Consider the following 21,349-nt stretch of genomic DNA (forward strand, 5'->3'; position numbering starts at 1 on the left):
CAAACTAACGGTTAATGGGAAAGATAAAGACAACCGTGCGGAGGTGTTTCGTCCGGCGGCCTCCCTGGCCTTTGACCTCGCCTCTGAAAAATCCCTGAAAAAACGTGGAAAATGATCCGCCCAAGCGTATTTTAGGTCGGATCGACCGTATTTTCCGTTCATTTTGTTATGAACTTGCGCAATCATCAAAATTCCTAGAAATCTTGCATGAGCTTCCTCGAGTCAAACATGGCCGGCGGGCTCGCTGATCGCGCCGTTACCGATCGTCCTTGGCACGGCCCCCGAGAGGGCTGTTGAATGATCGGGAAGGCCGGCGCGGCATCTCATCGCGGGTCGACGACCCCATCCAAGGAGACAGATAATGACCCTGAAGACATTGACGGCGACCCTCGTCGCGTCACTCGCTTTTGCACCGCTTGCCCATGCCGATATCACCATCGGCCTGATCGCACCGCTGACCGGTCCGGTCGCCGCCTATGGCGATCAGGTGAAGAACGGTGCTCAGACCGCCGTCGACGAGATCAACAAGAAGGGTGGAATTCTCGGCGAAAAGGTCGTCCTCGAACTGGCCGACGATGCCGGCGAACCGAAGCAGGGCGTTTCCGCCGCCAACAAGGTCGTCGGCGACGGCATCCGCTTCGTCGTCGGCCCGGTGACATCGGGTGTCGCGATCCCGGTTTCTGACGTGCTGGCTGAAAACGGCGTGCTGATGGTCACCCCGACGGCAACCGCCCCCGACCTGACCAAGCGGGGCCTCACCAATGTGCTGCGCACTTGCGGTCGCGACGACCAGCAGGCGGAAGTCGCCGCCAAATACGTGCTGCAGAACTTCAAGGACAAGCGCATCGCCATCGTCAACGACAAGGGCGCCTATGGGAAAGGCCTCGCCGATGCCTTCAAGGCGACGTTGAACGCCGGTGGCGTTACCGAGGTCGTCAATGACGCGATCACGCCCGGCGACAAGGATTTCAGCGCGCTCACCACCCGCATCAAGTCCGAGAAGGTCGATATCGTCTATTTCGGCGGCTATCACCCGGAAGGCGGCCTGCTCGCCCGCCAGCTGCATGACCTCTCCGCCAACGCAATGATCATCGGCGGCGATGGCCTCTCCAACACCGAATTCTGGGCGATCGGCACGGATGCGGCGGGAGGCACGCTGTTCACCAACGCCTCCGACGCCACCAAGAACCCGGACTCCAAGACGGCCGCCGACGCGCTCGCCGCCAAGAACATTCCGGCCGAGGCCTTCACGCTGAACGCCTATGCCGCCGTCGAAGTGCTGAAGGCCGGCATCGAGAAGGCCGGCAGCGCCGAGAATGCCGAAGCCGTCGCCGCCGCCCTGAAAGACGGCAAGGAGATCCCGACCGCCATCGGTAAGCTCACCTACGGCGAAGCCGGCGACCTGACCTCGCAGAGCTTCTCGCTCTACAAGTGGGAAGGCGGCAAGATCGTCGCTGCCGAGTAACCGGCAGCATTGACAAAGGCAGGATCGGGCGCCTCACGGCGCCCGGTCTTTTTTTGTAGGCATCGCATGTCGCGGCAGATCGGTTATAAGTTTCGGAATCGGTTGCAATGTGAGCGGTGCCATGACCAGCAGACTCGAACGTCTCATCGACCAGGGTGTGGGCCGCGTGCCCGCCGATATCGTGCTGAAGGGCGGCAGCTTCTTCGATCTCGTCACCGGCGAAATCGTCCGCTCCGATGTCGCCATTGGCGGCGACCGCATCGTCGGCACATCAGGCACTTATGTGGGTGAAACCGAGATCGACATATCGGGCCGAACGGTCGTTCCCGGCTTCATCGACACGCATCTGCACATCGAATCCTCGCTCGTGACGCCGCATGAATTCGACCGCTGCGTCCTGCCCTATGGTGTCACCACGGCGATCTGCGATCCGCACGAGATTGCCAATGTCCTCGGAACTGCCGGCATCGAATTCTTTCTGGACTCCGCGCTGGAGACGATCATGGACATCCGCGTCCAGCTCTCTTCCTGCGTGCCGGCGACCCATCTCGAAACCGCAGGCGCCGACCTGCCGATCGAACGCCTCCTGCCCTTCCGCCATCACCCGAAGGTCATCGGCCTCGCCGAATTCATGAATTTCCCCGGCGTGATCCACAAGGATCCCGTCTGCATGGCCAAGCTCGACGCCTTTCAGGGCGGCCATATCGACGGACACGCACCGCTTTTATCAGGCAACGACCTCAACGGTTATCTCGCAGCCGGCATCCGCACCGAGCACGAATGCACGACCGCCACTGAGGCGCTGGAGAAGATCCGCAAGGGCATGCATATCCTCGTGCGCGAGGGCTCCGTGTCGAAGGATCTCGCCGCACTGATCCCCATCATCACCGAACGGCTTTCACCATATCTCGCGCTCTGCACCGACGACCGCAATCCGCTCGACATCGCCGAACAGGGCCATCTCGATCACATGATCCGCACGGCGATCGCCAGCGGCGTCGAGCCCTTGGCGATCTACCGCGCCGCCTCGATTTCGGCAGCCCGCGCCTTCGGCCTCAGCGATCGCGGCCTAGTCGCGCCGGGCTGGCGTGCTGATCTCGTGGTTCTCGACAGCCTGGAAAGTTGCCGCGCCGAAATGGTCTTCTCCGCCGGCCGCCGCGTCACCGATGCGCTCTTTTCCACACGCAAGCCGGTCGCCCCGATCGGTCTCGCCAGCGTCAAGGCCCGGCCGATCAACGCCACCCATTTCGGCGTGCCGGCCAGGGAGGGCGAGACATCGGTCATCGGCGTCATGCCGGGCAAGATCATCACCGAACATCGCCGCTACCGGCTGCCCGTCAAAGGCAACGAGACGGCAGTCGACCTTGCCAACGACATCATCAAGGTCGCCGTCATCGAGCGCCACGGCAAGAACGGTAACCACGCCAACGGATTCGTCCAGGGCTTCGGCCTGAAAAAGGGCGCAATCGCCTCCACCGTCGGCCATGACAGCCACAATATCTGCGTCGTCGGCGTCAGCGAGGATGACATGGCGCGCGCCGCAAACCGCCTCGGCGAGATCCAGGGCGGCTTTGTCGTCGTGGAGGATGGCAAGGTCACCGGCGAAATTGCCCTGCCCATTGCCGGCTTGATGAGCCTTGAGCCCTACGAAAACGTCCGCGATACTCTGCACCATCTGCGCAAGGCCGCCTTCGCGCTCGGCGCAACGCTGGAGGAACCCTTCCTCCAGCTCGCCTTCCTGCCGCTGCCGGTCATCCCGCACCTGAAAATATCCGACCGCGGCATGGTCGACGTGGACAAGTTCGCGCTGATCGGGTGAGCAGCGCCAGAGCTATGGGTGCTCACCGCCAGGCTTCCGGCAATTCGCCCTCTACAGGTTTCGCATAGGGCACCTTGTCGAGCAATTTCGAGAGGCCACTGACCCGCGCACAAAACCCATCCAGCGCCGCAAGTTTCACCGTTCCCGCATCGTTCACAGCCTCGTAGCCCGGCATTGCCAGCGGCTCCCCGAGCACGATACCGTCAGGCAGGCGGAAATCCGCCGGCTTGCGCGTCAGGTTGAAAACGAACAGCAGTTTTTCCCCGCCCTTTTCGCGGGTGAAGGCGAGCAGGTCCTGGTTGGTGCCGACAAAGGTCATTTCACCGTCGATCAGCGCCGGGTGGCTCTTCCGGAAGGCGAGTGTCCTGCGGTAGTGGTGCAGTACCGAGTTGTCGCTGTCCTCCTGCGTATCCACGGAAAGCGCCGCCTGCTCGTAAGGCACCGGCAGCCAGCTCTTTTCCGCCGAGGTGAAGCCCGCATGCGCCTTGCCGGCCTCCCAGGGCATCGGCGTGCGGCATCCGTCGCGGCCCTTGAACGCCGGCCAGAAACGGATGCCGTAGGGGTCGCGCAGATCTTCGAAAGCAAGCTCCGCCTCCGGCAGGCCGAGTTCCTCACCCTGGTAAAGGCAGATCGAACCGCGTAGCGCTGCTAGCACCGAGATCGCCAGCTTGGCGATAACAGGGCGCTCATCCGCCGTCAGCGCAAAACGGCTGACATGACGCATGACATCGTGGTTGGAAAAAGCCCAGCAGACCCAGCCGTCGGTCACCACCTTCTGGAAGTCCTCGACGCAACCGCGAATGTGCTCGGCGGTGAACTCCGGTCCGAGCAGGTCGAATGTGTAGCACATGTGCAGCTTGTCGCCGCCGCTCGTATAGGCGCCAACCGTCTTTAGTGAACGCGCCCCATCGCCGACCTCGCCGACAGTCGTGCGATCCTCGTACTGGTCGAGCAGCGCCCGGAAGCGCTTGAGGAAATCGACATTTTCCGGCTGCGTCTTGTCGTGGAGGTGGTTCTGCATGCCGTAGGGATTGGTGTCTGGCGCATCGAGGCCGGCGTCATCCTCGTCGGGCTCATGCGGCGGATTGCTTCTCAGCTGCTTGTCGCAGAAATAATAGTTCACCGTATCCAGCCGGAAGCCGTCGACGCCGCGGTCGAGCCAGAACTTCACCGTCTCCAGCACCGCATCCTGCACTTCTTCGCAATGGAAATTGAGGTCCGGCTGCGAGGTCAGAAAGTTATGCTGGTAATATTGCCGGCGCACACCGTCCCACTCCCAGCCGGGCCCGCCGAAGATCGACAGCCAGTTGTTCGGCGCCGTACCGTCCGGCTTCGGATCGGCCCAGACATACCAGTCCGCCTTCGGATTGCTCCGGCTCGCCCGGCTCTCGACGAACCAGGGATGCCGGTCCGATGTGTGCGAGATCACCTGGTCGATGACCACCTTGATGCCGAGCCTGTGCGCCTCGGCCATCATCTCGTCGAAATCGGCGAGCGTGCCGAAGATCGGGTCGACATCGCAATAGTCGGAGACGTCATAGCCCATGTCGGCCATCGGCGACTTGAAGAAGGGAGAGAGCCAGATCGCATCGACACCGAGGCTGGCAATATGCGGCAGCCGGCGGGTGATCCCCTTGAGGTCGCCGAGGCCATCGCTGTTGGTGTCTTGAAACGAGCGCGGGTAGACCTGATAGATTACCGCGCCGCGCCACCAATCCGCATTTTCGCCTGCCTGCAATGCCATCGGCTACATCTCCTGCTTCGTTTGCGCTCGCAACAGTAAAGCGGACGAAACAAAAGACAACTGGCTGAGGCCGTTGTGGAGGTGCCGGACGCACCGGGCGACGTCGTCGTGATCCGACAAGGAGGAGACGTATATAGGCTTGTCCACAACCCGTTTCCCGCCTCCGCATTTGGGGTTGCAACGCGATTCCTTTGCGATAAGGTGCGCACTGACCTGCACGTAAGAGGTCAAACACCGGGAACAGATGTCTAATAAAGGCGCAAAGCCTAGAAAGGTGAACCCACGATGAACCAGTTCACGAAAAAATTTCTCGCCTCCGCAATGCTTGGCACATTGCTGGCGTTTTCGGCGCATGCGGCCACGCTCAACATCCATAATGGTGGCGATCCGCAGTCGCTCGACCCGCAAAAGCTTTCCGGCGACTGGGAGAACCGTATCGCCGGCGACATTTTCGAAGGCCTCGTCACCGAAGACGCCAAGGACAATCCGATTCCCGGCCAGGCCGAAAGCTGGACCATTTCGCCGGACGGCAAGGTCTACACCTTCAAGCTTCGCGACGGGATCAAGTGGTCCGATGGCCAGCCGGTAACGGCCGGAGACTTCGTCTTCGCCTTCCAGCGCCTCGTCGACCCGAAGAACGCCGCCGATTATGCCTATCTGCAGTTCACCATCAAGAACGCCGAAAAGATCAACAAGGGCGAGATCACCGACCTCAACCAGCTCGGCGTCAAGGCAATCGACGACAAGACGCTCGAAATCACACTGGAAAACCCGACTCCCTATTTCATCAACGCGCTGATGCACTACACGGCCTATCCGCTGCCCAAGCATGTCGTCGAGGCCAAGGGTCAGGACTGGGTCAAGATCGGCAACATCGTCACCAACGGCCCCTATAAGCCGACCGAATGGGTTCCGGGCTCGCACGTCACCACCGTCAAGAACGACCAGTGGTACGGCACCAAGGATCTAAAGATCGACGGCGCCAAGTTCTTCGTGCTCGAAGATCAGGAAGCCGCACTGAAACGTTACCGCGCCGGCGAATTCGATATCCTCACCGATTTCCCAACCGACCAGTACGAGTGGATGAAAAAGAACCTGCCGGGCCAGGCGCATGTCGCGCCCTTCTCCGGCCTTTATTATTACGTCGTCAACTCGCAGAAGCCGCCCTTCAGCGACAAGCGTGTCCGCCAGGCCCTGTCCATGGCGATCAACCGCGAAGTGATCGGCCCGCAGATCCTCGGCACCGGCGAACTGCCGGCCTATTCCTGGGTTCCGCCGGGCACCGCCAATTACGGCGAGCCGGCTTATGTCAGCTGGAAGGACCTGCCGTATAAGGACAAGGTCGCCGAAGCCAAGAAACTGCTGACTGAGGCCGGCTTCGGCCCGGACAAGCCGCTTCACGCCGTCCTCAGCTACAACACCAACGACAATCACAAGCGCATCGCCGTTGCGATCGCATCCATGTGGAAGCCGCTTGGCGTCAACGTCGAGCTCGTCAATGCCGAAACCAAGGTGCACTACGACCAGATGCAGCGTGGCCAGGTCGAAATCGGCCGCGCCGGCTGGCTTGCCGATTACAATGATCCGGACAACTTCCTGAACCTCTTGGTAACAGGCGTTCAGATGAATTACGGCCGCTGGTCCAATCCCGAATATGACAAGCTGATCAAGGAAGGAAACGCCGAAACCGACCTGAAGAAACGCGCCGAAATCTTCAAGAAGGCCGAGCAGCTGGCGCTGGATGAATCCGCCGCCCTACCGATCTACTACTATGTCTCGAAGAACCTCGTTTCGCCGAAGATCGAAGGCTTCGTCGACAACATCCAGGACATCCACCGCACGCGCTGGCTGTCGATGAAAGAGTAAGGGAAAACGGTCCTTTCCGCGCGGTGCGGAAAGGACCGGCCCACGATCATGATCAAATACGCCCTCCGTCGCCTGCTATCGACGATCCCGGTTCTGTGGATCGCCGTCACAGCCTGTTTTTTCGTTTTGCGCCTTGCCCCCGGCGGCCCCTTCGATGGCGAACGCCCATTGCCGCCGGTGATCCTCAAGAACCTTGCCGTTCACTACAACCTCGATAAGCCGCTGATCCAGCAGTACCTGATCTATGTCGGAGATCTGCTGCGAGGCGATCTCGGCCCCTCCTTCGCCAGCGAGGATTTCACCGTCGCCCAGCAGATCATGATCGGTCTGCCCTATACCTTCACCATCGGCACCGCTGCCTTTCTGATCGCCATCATCGTCGGCGTGGCCGTCGGCTGTCTTGGCGCGCTCTACCAGAACAAGGCGCCGGATTACATTCTCGGCGCGCTCATCCTGGTCGGCGTCGTGCTGCCGAACTTCCTGATCGCGCCGATCCTGCAGCTCATCTTCGGCATCCACCTCGCCTGGTTTCCGGTCGGCGGCTGGGGTGACGGCTCGATCAAGTTCCTGATCCTGCCGATCGTCGTCCTGGCTTTGCCGCATGCAGGCCGCATCTCGCGCATCACCCGCGGCTCGATGATCGAAGTGATGAACCAGAACTTCATCCGCACCGCCAAGGCCAAGGGCATCGGACCGCGTCTGACGGTGATGCGCCATGCGCTGAAGCCCGCCATGATGCCAGTTGTTTCCTATCTGGGTCCGGCCGCAAGCTACCTTCTCACCGGCTCGCTGGTTGTCGAAAGCATCTTCGGATTGCCCGGCATCGGCCGCTATTTCGTCAACGCAGCCCTCAATCGTGATTACGGCATGGTTCTCGGAACGGTCATCTTCTACATGGTGCTGATCGTGTTCCTGAACCTTCTCGTCGATATTGCCTATGCCTGGCTGGATCCGAAAGTGAGAAACCGATGATCCTCAATCCCGCAAAGCGCGAGCTGCTCGCCGAGGAACTGCTGCAGGCGGAGGGCCTGGCGCCCGAAGGCCGATCGCTCACCAAGGATGCGTTGCGGCGGCTCGGGCGCAACAAGGCGGCCGTTCTGTCAATCGCTGTCCTGGCCCTGCTGATCCTCGCCGCTTTCCTCGGCCCCTGGTTCATTCCCTTCAACTATGAGGATCCGGATTGGGCCGCTTTCCGCATCCCGCCATCGATCGAAACCGGCCACTATTTCGGCACCGATCCGAATGGCCGCGATCTCCTCGCCCGCGTCCTCTACGGCACGCGGGTCTCGCTTGCCGTGGCGCTGACGGCAACCGTCGTCTCCGTCGTCATCGGCGTACTCTACGGCGCGATTTCAGGCTATATCGGCGGCAGGCTGGATGCGATCATGATGCGCTTCGTCGATATCATGTATGCGCTCCCCTACATCCTCTTCGTCATTCTCTTGATGGTTATCTTCGGCCGCAACGTCTATCTGCTCTTTGCCGCAATCGGCGCGCTGGAGTGGCTGACCATGGCTCGCATCGTGCGCGGCCAGACGTTGTCGATCAAGCATCGCGAATTCATCGAAGCGGCGCGCGCTTCGGGGCAGCGGCCGTTCAAGATCATCGTCAAGCACATCATCCCCAACCTGGTCGGACCTGTGGTCATCTTTGCAGCGCTGACGGTGCCCGAAATCATCGCCACCGAAAGCTTCCTTTCCTATCTCGGCTTCGGTGTGCAGGAGCCGCTGACCTCGCTTGGCACTCTGATCGCGGAAGGGACTGACGCTATGGAAAGCATGCCCTGGCTGCTGATCTTCCCGGCAGGCTTCCTGGTGACGCTGCTGCTCAGTCTGCTTTTCATCGGCGACGGCCTGCGCGACGCGTTCGACCCCAAGGATCGATAGAATGCAGAAAGACACTCAAAAGGACACGCTGCTGGAGCTCAGCGACTACTCGATCACCTTTGCGACGCCCGATGGCGAGGTGAAGGCGGTCTCCAACATGAACCTCACGGTTCGCCGCGGCGAGCGCATCGCCATCGTCGGCGAGTCCGGCTCCGGCAAAAGCCAGACCTTCCTCGGCATCATGGGTCTGCTGGCCAAGAACGGCGCCACGACGGGCCAAGCGCTGCTCGAAGGCAAGGACGTGCTGTCGCTGAAGCCGCGCGAGCTCGATCAAATCCGCGGCAAGGACATGGCCATGGTCTTCCAGGATCCGATGACCGCGCTCAATCCGTCGCTGAAGATTTCGAGGCAGCTGACGGAACAGCTGGAGGTTCATCGCGGCTTGACGGCGCGCGCCGCATCGGACGCAGCGCTGGACATGCTCAAACGGGTCGGCATTCCCGATCCGACCCGTCGCTTCCACCTCTATCCGCACGAACTGTCAGGCGGCATGCGCCAGCGCATCGTCATCGCCATGGCGCTGCTCACCAAACCGAAGCTGCTTATCGCCGACGAGCCGACGACGGCGCTCGACGTCACCATCCAGGCACAGATCCTCGATCTCTTCAACGACCTGACGGCGGAGATGAACACGGCGCTGATCATGATCACCCACGATCTTGGCGTCGTCGCCGGCCTCGCCGATCGCGTCGCCGTCATGTATGCCGGTCGCATCGTCGAGGAAGCGCCGGTCGACGAACTCTTCAACAACCCGGCCCATCCCTATACGGCGGCGCTGCATGCCTCCATCCCGCGGCCGGACCAGGATGTCGACGACCTCGTCGTCATTCCCGGCCGCCCGCCGAACTTGCAGCACCTGCCGAAGGGCTGCAATTTCTCGCCGCGCTGTTCGCAGGTTCAGGACGATTGTATCGACCGTCCACCGCCGCTCGAAACGCTGGCGCCGCGCCACTGCGCCGCCTGTTACCACCCGTTCCCGCGTCGTGAGGAGTTGCTGAACCATGGCTGAGCGGTCGCTGCTGAGGGTCGAAAACCTGACGACCCAATTCGAACTGCCGGCGAAAGGCTTCTTCAAGCCGCCGGTCTTCCTCACCGCCGTCAACAATGTCAGCTTCGATCTCGCCGAGGGCCGCACGCTCGGCATCGTCGGCGAATCCGGCTGCGGCAAGTCCACGCTCGGCCGCTCCATCCTGCGGTTGTTGAAATCGCAGAAGGGCCGCATTCTCTGGCAGGGCCGCAATCTGCTCGACCTCAGTGAAGAGGAGATGCGCGCCGCGCGCCGCGACATGCAGATCATCTTCCAGGATCCGATCGCCTCGCTCGACCCGCGCATGACCGTCGGCGACATCATCGCCGAGCCGCTCACCGTCTTCGAGCCGAAGCTTTCGAAGGCCGAGCGCACCGACCGGGTCCGCCAGATCATGAGTGCCGTTGGTCTTGTCCCGGAGATGATCAATCGCTATCCGCATGAATTTTCCGGCGGCCAGGCCCAGCGCATCGGCATTGCGCGCGCCGTCATCACCAAACCGAAGCTCATCGTCTGCGACGAGCCGGTTTCGGCCCTCGACGTCTCGATCCAGGGCCAGGTGATCACGCTTCTGCGCAAGCTGCGCAAGGAGTTCGGCCTGACGCTGATCTTCATCAGCCACGACCTCTCCGTCGTGCGGCTGATCTCCGACGATGTGCTGGTGCTCTATCTCGGCAGGGTGGTAGAATCGGGCGACTGCGCCACCGTCTTCGACCATCCGGCCCATCCTTATACTCAGGCGCTCTTTTCGGCCGCACCGATCCCGGATCCGAAGCTCGCGCGCCTGCGTACCCGCATCCGCCTGCAGGGCGATCCGCCCTCGCTGCTCAATCCGCCGAAAGGCTGCGTCTTCTCGCCGCGCTGCTGGAAGGCGACCGACATCTGCCGCACCGAAATGCCGCCGACCGAGGAGGTTCGCCCCGGCCAGAAGGCAGCCTGCTACCACATGGACAGGCCGTGAATGGAACGATCTTTTCAGAACATCTGCGTCCCTCCCTCTGTGGGGTGATGTGTTCCGAAAACGGAATTACTTTGGAATCTATAGTCTCCGATAACAAAGATTTAGTTGCGGATATGCTATCCCTTTCTCCGCCCGATCATGGGCGGGGGAACGCTATATGAAATCGAAAGTCTCTGGATTGATCGCGCTTGCCGGCGTGATCATCGCCGCCTCGGCCGTGCCGTCGCGTGCCGAAGATCTGAAGTTCCAGCTCACCAACGGGACCAATTCCGTCCTGACGCGCTTTTACAGTTCGCCCACCGGCGTCAATAGCTGGGAAGAAGACGTCTTCGGCGAGAAGGTCCTCAATCCGGGCGAGACCGTGAACATCACCATCGCCGACGGCCGCACCGTCTGCAAATACGACATGCGCTTCGAATTCGACGAAAACTCGGACCTCGACACGACCGAAGACACACAGGATCTTTGCGAGCTCGGCAGCTACACCATCCACGAATAATCAACCTGCGCCGGTACCCGCCTTCGCTTCGCCCGCGAAGGCGGGCTTTTCATTTCCTGTGATACCGGCGCTCACGATATCAATGCTTGTCACTCTGCACGGCTCCGCGTATCAGCGGATGAAGCGTCAATTCAAAGCGATAGAGCGGCCTGTTGGACGCTCATGCCGGGAGGACAAGGTGAGCGGAAGACGGTTTCTATCAATCGGTGAATGCATGGTGGAGCTCTCGCAGGCCGGTGACGGCCTGCTACGCAAAGGCTTTGCCGGCGATACCTTCAACACCGCCTGGTATGCCCGCGCCTGCCTTGGCCCCGACTGGTCGGTCGATTATTTCACCGCCCTCGGCGACGACGCCATGTCGGACGAGATGGTCGCCTTCATCGACAAGGCGGGCATCGGCACGAGCTTGATCCGGCGCATCAGAGGCAGGACGCCCGGTCTCTATATGATCAGTCTGAAGAACGGCGAGCGCTCCTTCAGCTACTGGCGCGACAGCTCGGCCGCCCGCAGCCTTGCCGCCGATCCCGACCGCCTGCGCGACGCGGTGGAAAGCGCCGACCTCGTCTATTTCTCCGGCATCACCCTGGCCATTCTGCCGCAAGAGGATGCCACGACACTGCTCGCCGAAATCCGCCGCGCCAAGGCGGCCGGCAAACTCGTGGCCTTCGACCCGAACATCCGTCCCCGCCTCTGGTCGAGTTACGACGTGATGCACACAACGATCAGCGAAGGCGCACGCTCTTCCGTGCTCGTCATGCCGAGTTTCGACGACGAAGCCGCGCACTTCGGCGACGATTCCATCGAGGCGACGATTCAACGCTATCGCGCCCTGGGCGCTGCCAATGTCGTCGTCAAGAACGGCGCGGACGGCGTTCGCTTGAATTTCGCCGGCCACGAGACCTTCGTTCCGGCCGAGACGGTGGAGACAGTGGTCGATACCACCAGCGCCGGCGACAGTTTTAACGGCGCCTTCCTCGCGCGCTACCTCGAAACCCAGGACGCGCCGGCCGCCGCCCGCTTCGCCGCGAGCGTCGCAGCCCGAGTCGTCAGTGAGCATGGCGCCTTGGTCGCCAAGGAAAAGCTCGGATTGAGCGGGCGTTGAGCCCGCGCATGACGACCAACATACGGACGCCATGCGCGGGCGCTCCCCGCCGTATCGGCGTTACTGCCGCTGGTATCAAGCAATCAGGACTTCGTCGGCCGATCGGACTCGCGAACCGCCTCGTCATGATACCAGCAGCTGTCGAGCGCCGCGTCGCAGACATCGGCTGCCTCGCGCTCCATCAGCCGGGCGCGTTCGAACCGGCTGGGGGTCCGAGCCGGCTTGACGGGAAACTGGTAGATCGTTGCGGATTCACGATGGAAACCGGTTGGCATAAGATCGCCTCCATTCCGTTCGGCGCATCAACATTCGACATCCGCGACCCTACCACAATGCACATAGTTTATGCAAATTGCATAAAATATATGCACGTATATCTTGTGATTGATCGATATGCTGTCTCCGCTGCGAGCGTCCGCCTATTTGTTCAACACTTCATCACTTCGGGCTAACGCCGAATTTTTCATCCGGTTCCTATGCCGAAAATCCCTTTTCTCGCCGAAAGCGGGCATTTCGGACACAGAGAATGCGTGTGGGCCGGCTGATGTGCATATTTTCGTGTCGAGGCGGTCGAACTGGCACGCTACGTGCTTTTAAAAGGGCATCCCCTGGCGGTTGGATGCGCTTACGCGCGGAGATCGTCTCCGGATTTGCTCACCTTCGTAGCATTGAGAGAGTCACGATGACAAAATATAAGCTCGAGTATATTTGGCTCGATGGGTACACTCCGGTACCGAACCTGCGTGGCAAGACGCAGATCAAGGAATTCGACGTATTCCCGACGCTGGAACAGCTTCCGCTCTGGGGCTTCGACGGTTCGTCGACCATGCAGGCCGAAGGCCGCAGCTCCGATTGCGTGCTGAAGCCGGTCGCCATTTATCCCGATCCGGCCCGCACCAACGGCGCGCTCGTCATGTGCGAAGTCATGATGCCGGATGGCGTCACGCCGCACCCGAGCAACGCCCGCGCGACCATCCTTGACGATGAAGATGCCTGGTTCGGCTTCGAGCAGGAATATTTCTTCTACCAGAACGGCCGTCCGCTCGGCTTCCCCGAGCAGGGCTATCCGGCTCCGCAAGGCCCCTACTACACCGGCGTCGGCTATTCGAACGTCGGCGATGTCGCCCGCGAAATCGTCGAGGAACATCTCGACCTTTGCCTGGCTGCTGGCATCAACCACGAAGGCATCAATGCCGAAGTGGCCAAGGGCCAGTGGGAATTCCAGATTTTCGGCAAGGGCTCCAAGAAGGCCGCCGACCAGATCTGGATGGCACGTTACCTGCTGCAGCGCCTGACCGAAAAATACGGCATCGACATCGAATATCACTGCAAGCCGCTCGGCGACACCGACTGGAATGGTTCGGGCATGCATTGCAACTTCTCGACCAAGTATATGCGCGAAGTCGGCGGCAAGGCCTATTTCGAAGCCCTGATGGCGCAGTTCGAAAAGAACCTGATGGATCACATCAACGTCTACGGTCCGGACAATGACAAGCGCCTGACCGGCAAGCACGAAACCGCGCCGTGGAACAAGTTCTCCTACGGCGTCGCCGACCGCGGCGCTTCGATCCGAGTGCCGCACTCCTTCGTCAAGAACGACTACAAGGGCTATCTGGAAGATCGCCGCCCGAACTCGCAGGGCTGCCCCTACCAGATCGCGTCGCAGGTTCTGAAGACGATCTCGGAAGTTCCGACTGCAGGTTCGGCCTCCGCTGCCGCTTAACCTCCCAAACGGCGTCGGTCCATGACCGGCGCCGTCATTCCTTCCGCATGAAATTCGCGATCGGCCGCTGACATATTCGCGGGGATCGGACCGCCAAAAGCCCTGCAAATGCTGGCATGCGGCTGTAATATTTCCATCATGGTCATGCCTCAAAATAGGCAGGCGGGAATCGCCGTTCCGGAACCCCGCTATGGGGCTGAGCGTTGGTATCACTGCAACGCGGATGGAAATCACGACATGCTGCAACGTCCGGCAAATACTTATAGCGGCGAGAGTTGGGCCAATGCCGCAGCCGCCGGAAATCTGCCGGAGCGGCTGGTGATCGTCACCGACGCCTGGCACCCGCAGGTCAACGGCGTCGTGCGCTCGATCGAGAACACCAATCGCGAATTGGCGAAGATGGGTGTTGAGGTTTCGATGGTGACACCGGAGCGCTTCAACAGCATCCCCTGCCCGACCTACCCGGAGATCCGCCTGTCGATCGCCAGTTACCGCCGCGTCGCGCGCGAGATCGAAAAGCATAATCCCACCTATGTGCACATCGCCACCGAAGGTCCGCTGGGGCTGACCGCCCGCCGCTGGTGCCTGCGCAAGGGCATGCCCTTCTCCACCAGCTATCACACCCGCTTTCCCGAATATGTTTCCGCCCGCCTGCCGATCCCGCAGAGCTGGCTCTATGCTTTCATACGCTGGTTCCACAATGGCGGCGCCGGCTGCATGGTCGCGACACCGAGCCTGGCTCGCGAGCTGTCAGCCCGCGGCATCAAGAATTTGATGCCCTGGACCCGCGGTATCGACGCCACGCAATTTCATCCCATGCCGATCGAAGAAGAGCCCTTCGACCTGCCGCGCCCGATTTTCATGACGGTTGGCCGCGTCGCGCTGGAAAAGAACCTGCCGGCCTTTCTCGATCTCGACCTGCCCGGCTCGAAGGTTGTCGTTGGCGATGGCCCGGCGCGCGCCGAACTGGAGCAGCGCTATCCCGATGTGCACTTTACCGGCGTGAAATTGGGCGAGGATCTGGCGACGGCCTATGCTCAGGCCGACGTCTTCGTCTTCCCGTCGCTCACCGACACCTTTGGCAACACCATCCTCGAAGCGCTGGCATCGGGCGTGCCGGTTGCTGCCTATCCGGTCACCGGGCCGCTCGATATTATCGGAGACGATAGCGAGGTCGGGGCGCTGGATGCGGACCTGCGAACCGCCTGCCTTGCCGCCCTTTCCGCTTCGCGCGAGAAGGCGCGCGCGCTGGCCATGCAATATTCCTGGGAAGCGGCGTCGACGCAGTTCATCAACAATATCCGCGCCGCCAATGGCGTGATCACGCCGAAATGGAAGAAGGCCTGGCAATTTGCCAAGTCGCTTCCAAGAAGCAGAAAGCCCGGCGAAACCACCGGGCCTTTGCCGTACGCAGACTAAAGCCATTCCGCGGAATTGCGTGAAAACAAGAGTTCCAATCGCGCTTACTTGTGCAACGCGCTGCGAAGCGTGTCGTTCGCGACCTTGATCGCGCTGCGGACCGCCGGCGTTTCGGCAATCGCATTCAGCAGCACGAAGTCGTGGATCGTGCCGTTATAGCGGATCGAGGTGACCTTGACGCCGGCTTGGCTGAGCTTGCGGCCATAGGCTTCGCCTTCGTCGCGCAGCACGTCGTTTTCATCGGTGATGATAAGGGCCGGCGGCAGGCCGTTGAGCTGTTCGAGCGATGCCTGCAGGGGCGAAGCCGTCGGCTCCTTGCGCTTGGCCTCGTCAGGCAGATAGGCGTTCCAGAACCACTTCATTGCTTCCTTGGTCAGCCAGGGGCCATTGGCGAACTCATTATAGGAACCATTGTGGAAATTGGCGTCCGTGACGGGGTAGAACAGCACCTGCTGGTCGATGGCGGGGCCGCCGCGCTCCTTGGCAAGCAGCGTCACCACCGCCGCCATGTTGCCGCCGACGCTGTCGCCTGCGACCGCGAACCTGCTGGCGTCGACGTTGAATTCCTTGGCATGCTCGGCGACATATTTGGTCGCGGCATAGGCCTGCTCGATGGCGACGGGGTATCGGGCCTCCGGCGAGCGTTCGTAATCGACGAAGACGACGGCGGCGTTTGCGCCGTTGGCGATTTCACGCACCAGCCGGTCATGCGTATCCGCATCGCCGAGTACCCAGCCGCCGCCGTGGAAGTAGAGAACGGCCGGCAGCGTGCCCTTGGCATGCTCCGGGCGGACGATGCGCAGCTTGATGCTACCGGTCGGGCCTGTTTTGATGACCTTATCCTCTTCCTTTGCGGCGAGCTTTTTGACCTCGCCCTTCTGCGCGCCGGACAGAACGTTACGGGCATCGGTCGGCGACAGCGTGTAGATCGGCTTGCCGCCGGCAAGACCGTCGATGAACGTCTGCGTTGTCTGCTCGAGGACCGGATCGGCAAGCGCGCCGACGGCGGAGGTTGCCAAGAGTACTGCTGCGGAAACTGCGGTCTTGATGGTCGACATTGTCTTGTCCTCTCGGTTTTGTTGTTCGTCTCGAACAGCATTTGTATCGCGCACGATTATTTATCGGACAACTTAAATTTTCGCATATCAGCCTTGCATAAACATCGCTTACGATTATTTATTGCACGATATAAATTCGCTGGGTTTTGGAGATGCCCCCATACAGGATCAGCTGAACTCGACACGCTCGGCCTCACCTATCCGCAATATCTGGCCATGGTCGCGCTATGGGGACAGAACGGCCAGACTGTCGGTGGCCTCGGCGAGAAACTCTTCCTGGAATCGAGCACGCTGACGCCGCTGCTCAACACCTCGAAGCGCCGGCTAAATCAACCGCGAGCGCAGCAACGCGGACGAACGCGTCGTCGTCATCCGGCTCAGCGAGGCGGGTATTCGTCTGAGGGAAAGGCGATCGGCATTCCCGGCTGCATCGTGGAAGCGACCGGCCGTGAAGCTGGGGAACTTGCTCGGTTCCAGGCGAGATCGTGGCGTTGCGTGAGGCGCTGAATGGAAGCGTGAATGAGACGCTGATAGCTCGAACAGCTATCGCGCCGCTTGGGGTACCCCCTCCGCCCTGCCGGGCATCTCCCCCACAAGAAGGGAGATCGGCAAGAGGTTGGACCATCGACCCCATCTTGCGCATGGGAATAACCATCCGGCAGTTGTTTGGGCAAACCCTAACGCCCATCCGATCTCCCCCCTTGTAGGGGAGATGCCCGGCAGGGCAGAGGGAGGTGTCCCAAACACCAGCGCCAAAAACCTACGTCCGCTTCTTCTTCGATTCGTACGGATTATCAGGCGAACGGAAATGGATGCGGATCGGCACGCTCGGCATGTCGAAATCGGCACGCAACCCGTTGATCAGATAGCGCGTATAGGATTCCGGTAGCGCGTCGGAGCGGGTGCAGGAGATCATGAAGGCCGGCGGGCGTGCCTTGACCTGGGTCATGTATTTCAGCTTGATGCGCCGGCCGGACACGGCCGGTGGCGGATGCTGGATCTGCTGCGTTTCCAGCCAGCGGTTGAGCCGTGCCGTCGAGATACGCTTGTTCCAGACCCTGTCGGTGTCGATGATCGACTGCATCAGCTTGTCCAGCCCCCAGCCGGTCTGGCCGGAGATCGGGACGGCGCGGATGCCGCGCGCCTGCGGCAACAGCCGGTCGGTCTTTTCGCGCAGGTCGGCAAGCACCGCCTGCCGGTCCTCGATCATGTCCCATTTGTTGAAGGCGAGGACGGCGGCGCGTCCCTCGCGCAGCACGAGATCGACGATCTGCAGGTCCTGCTTCTCGAAGGGGATCGTCGCGTCGAAGACGATGACGACCGTCTCGGCGAAGCGGATGGCGCGCAGCGCATCGGCGACCGAAAGTTTCTCCAGCTTCTCCGTTACCCGCGCCTTGCGGCGCATGCCTGCGGTGTCGAACATCTTGATGGTGCGACCGCGCCAATCCCATTCGACCGAGATGGAGTCCCGGGTGATGCCGGCCTCCGGCCCGGTCAACAGCCGGTCCTCGCCGAGGAAACGGTTGATCAGCGTCGACTTGCCCGCATTCGGCCGGCCGACGATCGCCACCCTGAGCGGCTTGGTGTCGTCATAGATCGGCTCTTCATCCTCGCCGTCGGCCTCGTTGTCGCCAGGCGGAATGTCGACATCGGTAACCGCGACATCGTCCTTGGCATAGGCACGGTCCTTGCCGATCGCCTCGACGATCGCGTCGCGCAGGTCGAGCATGCCCTGGCCGTGCTCGGCCGAAATCGGCGTCGGCTCGCCAAGCCCCAGCGTATAGGCGTCGTAGAAGCCGCTATCGGAGCCGCGCGCTTCGGATTTATTGGCGACGAGCACCACCGGCTTACCGCGTCGGCGCAGCATTTCGGCAAGGGCGGTATCCACCGGTGTCAGCCCGTTCTTGGCATCGACGACGAAAAGCGAAAGATCGGCCTCGTCGATCGCCGCTTCCGTCTGGGCGCGCATCCGGCCCTGCAGACTTTCCTCGTCGGCCTCTTCCAGACCGGCCGTGTCGATAATCGTAAAGGTCAGGTCCATCAGCCGCGCCTCACCCGGGCGGCGGTCACGCGTCACGCCGGGCGTATCGTCGACGAGCGCAAGCTTCTTGCCCACCAGGCGGTTGAAAAGCGTCGACTTGCCGACATTCGGACGACCGACGATGGCGACCGTGAAACTCATTCTTTTTCCTTAAAACTCAGCCCTGCGCGGCGGGCGCCTTGCCGGATGCGGTAATGAGATCGAGCATCATCTGGGCGCGATTGGCAACAGGACGCGGGCTTTCGCCGTCATCGATAATCGACTGGAACCATTGCCGCGCCTGCGCCGGGTTGCCGGCCTTGTAGGCGGCCAGACCGAGTGCCTCGCGCGCCGAATGGCGGAAGGCGTTGCCGGGCACGGCCATTTCCTCGACCGCGGCCGAAACCTGCTCGTAGGAGCCGTTCTCGATCAGCAGCCAGCCGGCACGCATCCTGGCGGCATCGCGCACGGCGGCCGGCACGCTATTGTCCTTGCCGATCTCGTTGAAGGCGGTGATCGCCGCGGCGGCGTCACCCTTCTGCGCCTGGACGGTTGCGGCCCGCATGCGCGCCAGCACCGGATAGGCCCCATGCCCTTCCTTCTCCAGCTCGCCGAGTGCGGCCAGCGCCTCATCGTTCTTGTTCTCGTCGGCAAGCTTCATTGCCGCCAGGAACTGGTCGCCAGCACCGGAGGAGCGGGTATCGTCCCAATATTCAAAGAGAACCTTGCCGGCAGTGCCGACGACGATCAGGATGGCGACGACGATGATATAGCGGCCGAACCGGCGCCAGACGCCCTTCATCTGGTCGGACCGCAATTCCTCATTGACTTCACGGATGAAGCTGTCGTCGTTGAATGCCATTCTCGTCTCCGGCCGCGGAAATACCCACACACTATGCTGGATGCATATTGTCGGGGCCTTCTACTCCATTTTGCCGCCGTTGTAAGGGGGATATCCAAGATTCGTCACATCACGAGCGGCGAAACCCCGATCAACCATTCGTGCAGCTTCCAGATGATCAGCGCCCAGACGACGATGCCGATGACGATGGCATAGAGGTCATACATGGCAGAGACGAAGGGCCGGAGCGTGATTTCGCCTGCCCGCTCGCGGCGTTTCAGCGAAATGCGCAAGATCACGCCCCAGGCGAGGAATGCCGCAAACAGCAGGACCGACGAGGTCTCGCCGTTGGCGAGCAGATGCGCCAGCGCCCAGATCTTCACCGACAGCACCATCGGATGTTTGGTCTTCGTCGCGATATGCCCCGCCGGCAGCAGCGATGCGACCAGACAGATCATTGCGATCAGCATCAGCGTGATCGCGATATGCGCCGTCCAGACCGGCGGATTGTAGAGCATGCCCGTCACCTGACGCGCCTGCCCGAATCCATAGATCAACAAGATCAGCGTGAGGATGCTCGCGATCGAATAGGCGGCCCGCCATCCCCGCTCGCCGAGGCTTGCAATCATCGAGCGGCGCAGGCCCGGAGCCACCACCCGCACCAGATGCACACCGAGAAAAAGTATGATGCCGACGATGAGCAGTGCCATTGCGGTCCCTTCCTTGCAGTTTGTCATGACTTAGCGGCTGACGGGAAAAAATACCAGTTGAGACCGCAGCTTCGCCGCAATTCTATTGGAGGGAAACCGCGAACAAATTCTCGCGGTGCCCATGTCTCGTCCTCTCCTCTCCGCCTGTCTGGCTGCCTCGTTCCTTCTTCCCGTCACTGCAGTGGGGGCCGACCGGCCGAAGCAACTGGTCATCATTTCCTTCGACGGCGCCCATGATAATGCGCTGTGGCTGAAGAGCCGCGAGATGGCCGCGAAGAACGGCGCCCACTTCACCTATTTCCTCTCCTGCACCTTCCTGATGAACGAGGCGGCGAAGAAGGCCTACCAGGCGCCGCATCAGAAACGCGGAAAGTCCAATGTCGGCTTCGCCCAGAGCGACGACGAAATCCGCGAACGCCTCGGCAATATCTGGCATGCCCATCTCGAAGGCCACGACATCTCGAGCCATGCCTGCGGTCATTTCGACGGCCGCCTCTGGAGCGAGGCCGACTGGTCGTCCGAATACGCCACCTTCCATGCGACGCTGAAGAATGCCTGGAAAAGCGTCGGCCTCGACGAGCCGGCCGGCTGGCAGGATCTTATCGATCATGGCATCAAGGGCTTTCGCGCCCCCTATCTCTCGGCAACCGCGGGCGCCGACATGATCGCCGCCGAAAAGAAGGCGGGCTTTACTTACGATGCAAGCCTCGTCACCAAAGGCCCGGCCATGCCAGTCGAAGAAGACGGCATCATCCGCTTCGGCCTGCCGCTAATTCCGGAAGGCCCGAACGAAAAACCGATCATCGGCATGGACTACAATCTCTTCGTCCGCCACTCCAAGGGTGAGGAAGACCGCGCGGATTCGAAGGAATTCGAAGACCGTGCCTACGCCGCCTTCTCCCAGGCCTTCGACCGCCAGTACAACGGCAACCGCACCCCACTCCAACTCGGCTTCCACTTCGTCGAAATGAACGGCGGCGCCTACTGGCGGGCGCTGGACCGCCTGGTCAGCGACGTCTGCCGTCGAGCCGATGTCGCATGCGTCAGCTATTCTGAAGCGATCCCGATGATCGAGGCCCGCGGCAAGCTGCAGCAGACGTCAGGGCTCTGACGTAGTTTCACAATCGGAACGACGTGTCGCGTCCCCCTCATCAGACCCTTCGGGCCACCTTCTCCCCGCTGGGGAGAAGAGGAAGCAAGTGGCCCGTG

18 protein-coding genes and 1 pseudogene are annotated in these 21,349 nt (G+C 61.4%); 13 read left to right on the forward strand and 6 right to left on the reverse strand.

What is annotated here, in order from left to right; translation table 11 throughout:
• Positions 1-361 precede the first annotated feature (361 nt).
• The gene (locus tag A7X77_RS19070; protein ID WP_064684397.1) at positions 362-1,465 is read left to right on the forward strand and encodes a branched-chain amino acid ABC transporter substrate-binding protein; all 1,104 of its coding nucleotides are present in this window, start codon (positions 362-364) and stop codon (positions 1,463-1,465) included.
• A 121-nt stretch (positions 1,466-1,586) separates the two neighbouring features.
• Positions 1,587-3,284: an adenine deaminase gene (gene ade, locus A7X77_RS19075; protein ID WP_064684398.1), complete on the forward strand. Its 1,698-nt coding sequence runs from the start codon at positions 1,587-1,589 to the stop codon at positions 3,282-3,284.
• A gap of 22 nt (positions 3,285-3,306) precedes the next feature.
• Here the strand turns inward: ade and A7X77_RS19080 are convergent, their stop codons facing one another.
• Positions 3,307-5,028, reverse strand: coding sequence for an alpha-glucosidase (locus A7X77_RS19080; RefSeq protein ID WP_064684399.1), 1,722 nt, complete (start codon positions 5,026-5,028; stop codon positions 3,307-3,309).
• 285 nt (positions 5,029-5,313) lie between these two features.
• On the opposite strand from A7X77_RS19080, the gene A7X77_RS19085 reads away from it, so the two are divergent.
• The 7 genes from A7X77_RS19085 to A7X77_RS19115 all read left to right on the forward strand — a co-directional run bounded on the left by A7X77_RS19085 (position 5,314) and on the right by A7X77_RS19115 (position 12,369).
• Positions 5,314-6,894, forward strand: coding sequence for a peptide ABC transporter substrate-binding protein (locus A7X77_RS19085; protein ID WP_064684400.1), 1,581 nt, complete (start codon positions 5,314-5,316; stop codon positions 6,892-6,894).
• A 48-nt stretch (positions 6,895-6,942) separates the two neighbouring features.
• A complete protein-coding gene (locus A7X77_RS19090; protein ID WP_064684401.1) occupies positions 6,943-7,866 on the forward strand; it encodes an ABC transporter permease subunit in 924 nt (307 codons plus the stop codon).
• Entirely contained in the window at positions 7,863-8,780 is a 918-nt protein-coding gene (locus tag A7X77_RS19095) for an ABC transporter permease subunit (RefSeq protein WP_064684402.1), read from the forward strand. Before A7X77_RS19090 ends, A7X77_RS19095 begins: the two co-directional genes overlap by 4 nt.
• Before the next feature lies 1 nt (position 8,781).
• Positions 8,782-9,789, forward strand: a complete 1,008-nt coding sequence (locus tag A7X77_RS19100; protein WP_064684403.1) for an ABC transporter ATP-binding protein — start codon at positions 8,782-8,784, stop codon at positions 9,787-9,789.
• A complete protein-coding gene (locus A7X77_RS19105; protein ID WP_064684404.1) occupies positions 9,782-10,768 on the forward strand; it encodes an ABC transporter ATP-binding protein in 987 nt (328 codons plus the stop codon). Before A7X77_RS19100 ends, A7X77_RS19105 begins: the two co-directional genes overlap by 8 nt.
• A gap of 157 nt (positions 10,769-10,925) precedes the next feature.
• On the forward strand, positions 10,926-11,267 hold the full coding sequence (locus A7X77_RS19110) for a hypothetical protein (protein WP_064684405.1): 342 nt from the start codon (positions 10,926-10,928) through the stop codon (positions 11,265-11,267).
• 178 nt (positions 11,268-11,445) lie between these two features.
• Positions 11,446-12,369 (forward strand): sugar kinase, encoded by a 924-nt coding sequence (locus tag A7X77_RS19115; protein ID WP_082928836.1) that lies wholly within the window; start codon positions 11,446-11,448, stop codon positions 12,367-12,369.
• Positions 12,370-12,452: 83 nt separating this feature from the next.
• On the opposite strand, the gene gstI is transcribed toward A7X77_RS19115, so the two are convergent.
• Positions 12,453-12,644 carry a glutamine synthetase translation inhibitor GstI gene (gstI, locus tag A7X77_RS19120; protein WP_010057423.1) on the reverse strand — a complete coding sequence of 64 codons (192 nt, stop codon included), beginning with the start codon at positions 12,642-12,644 and terminating at the stop codon, positions 12,453-12,455.
• A gap of 407 nt (positions 12,645-13,051) precedes the next feature.
• Between gstI and A7X77_RS19125 the strand changes: the two genes are divergently transcribed.
• Together A7X77_RS19125 and A7X77_RS19130 are read left to right on the forward strand one after the other, a co-directional pair.
• A complete protein-coding gene (locus A7X77_RS19125; RefSeq protein WP_064684407.1) occupies positions 13,052-14,092 on the forward strand; it encodes a glutamine synthetase beta-grasp domain-containing protein in 1,041 nt (346 codons plus the stop codon).
• A 237-nt stretch (positions 14,093-14,329) separates the two neighbouring features.
• Positions 14,330-15,511 carry a glycosyltransferase family 4 protein gene (locus A7X77_RS19130; protein WP_064684408.1) on the forward strand — a complete coding sequence of 394 codons (1,182 nt, stop codon included), beginning with the start codon at positions 14,330-14,332 and terminating at the stop codon, positions 15,509-15,511.
• Positions 15,512-15,555: 44 nt separating this feature from the next.
• Here A7X77_RS19130 and A7X77_RS19135 read toward each other — a convergent pair whose 3' ends face one another.
• Positions 15,556-16,569 (reverse strand): alpha/beta hydrolase, encoded by a 1,014-nt coding sequence (locus A7X77_RS19135; RefSeq protein WP_064684409.1) that lies wholly within the window; start codon positions 16,567-16,569, stop codon positions 15,556-15,558.
• Between the two features lie 177 nt (positions 16,570-16,746).
• Between A7X77_RS19135 and A7X77_RS34025 the strand changes: the two are divergent.
• Positions 16,747-17,087 (forward strand): annotated as a pseudogene (locus tag A7X77_RS34025) (transcriptional regulator, SarA/Rot family); the annotation flags it as partial.
• Positions 17,088-17,329: 242 nt separating this feature from the next.
• Here A7X77_RS34025 and der read toward each other — a convergent pair.
• The 3 genes from der to A7X77_RS19150 all read right to left on the reverse strand — a co-directional run bounded on the left by der (position 17,330) and on the right by A7X77_RS19150 (position 20,140).
• On the reverse strand, positions 17,330-18,751 hold the full coding sequence (der, locus tag A7X77_RS19140) for a ribosome biogenesis GTPase Der (protein ID WP_064684410.1): 1,422 nt from the start codon (positions 18,749-18,751) through the stop codon (positions 17,330-17,332).
• Between the two features lie 16 nt (positions 18,752-18,767).
• Entirely contained in the window at positions 18,768-19,451 is a 684-nt protein-coding gene (locus tag A7X77_RS19145; protein WP_064684411.1) for a tetratricopeptide repeat protein, read from the reverse strand.
• Positions 19,452-19,555: 104 nt separating this feature from the next.
• Positions 19,556-20,140: an NnrU family protein gene (locus A7X77_RS19150; protein ID WP_064684412.1), complete on the reverse strand. Its 585-nt coding sequence runs from the start codon at positions 20,138-20,140 to the stop codon at positions 19,556-19,558.
• Between the two features lie 121 nt (positions 20,141-20,261).
• Between A7X77_RS19150 and A7X77_RS19155 the strand changes: the two genes are divergently transcribed.
• Complete coding sequence (locus A7X77_RS19155) at positions 20,262-21,251, forward strand: hypothetical protein (protein ID WP_064684413.1); 990 nt, start codon at positions 20,262-20,264, stop codon at positions 21,249-21,251.
• The last annotated feature ends 98 nt before the right edge of the window (positions 21,252-21,349 follow it).

Source organism: Rhizobium bangladeshense, from assembly GCF_001662075.1.
GTDB lineage: Bacteria > Pseudomonadota > Alphaproteobacteria > Rhizobiales > Rhizobiaceae > Rhizobium > Rhizobium bangladeshense_B.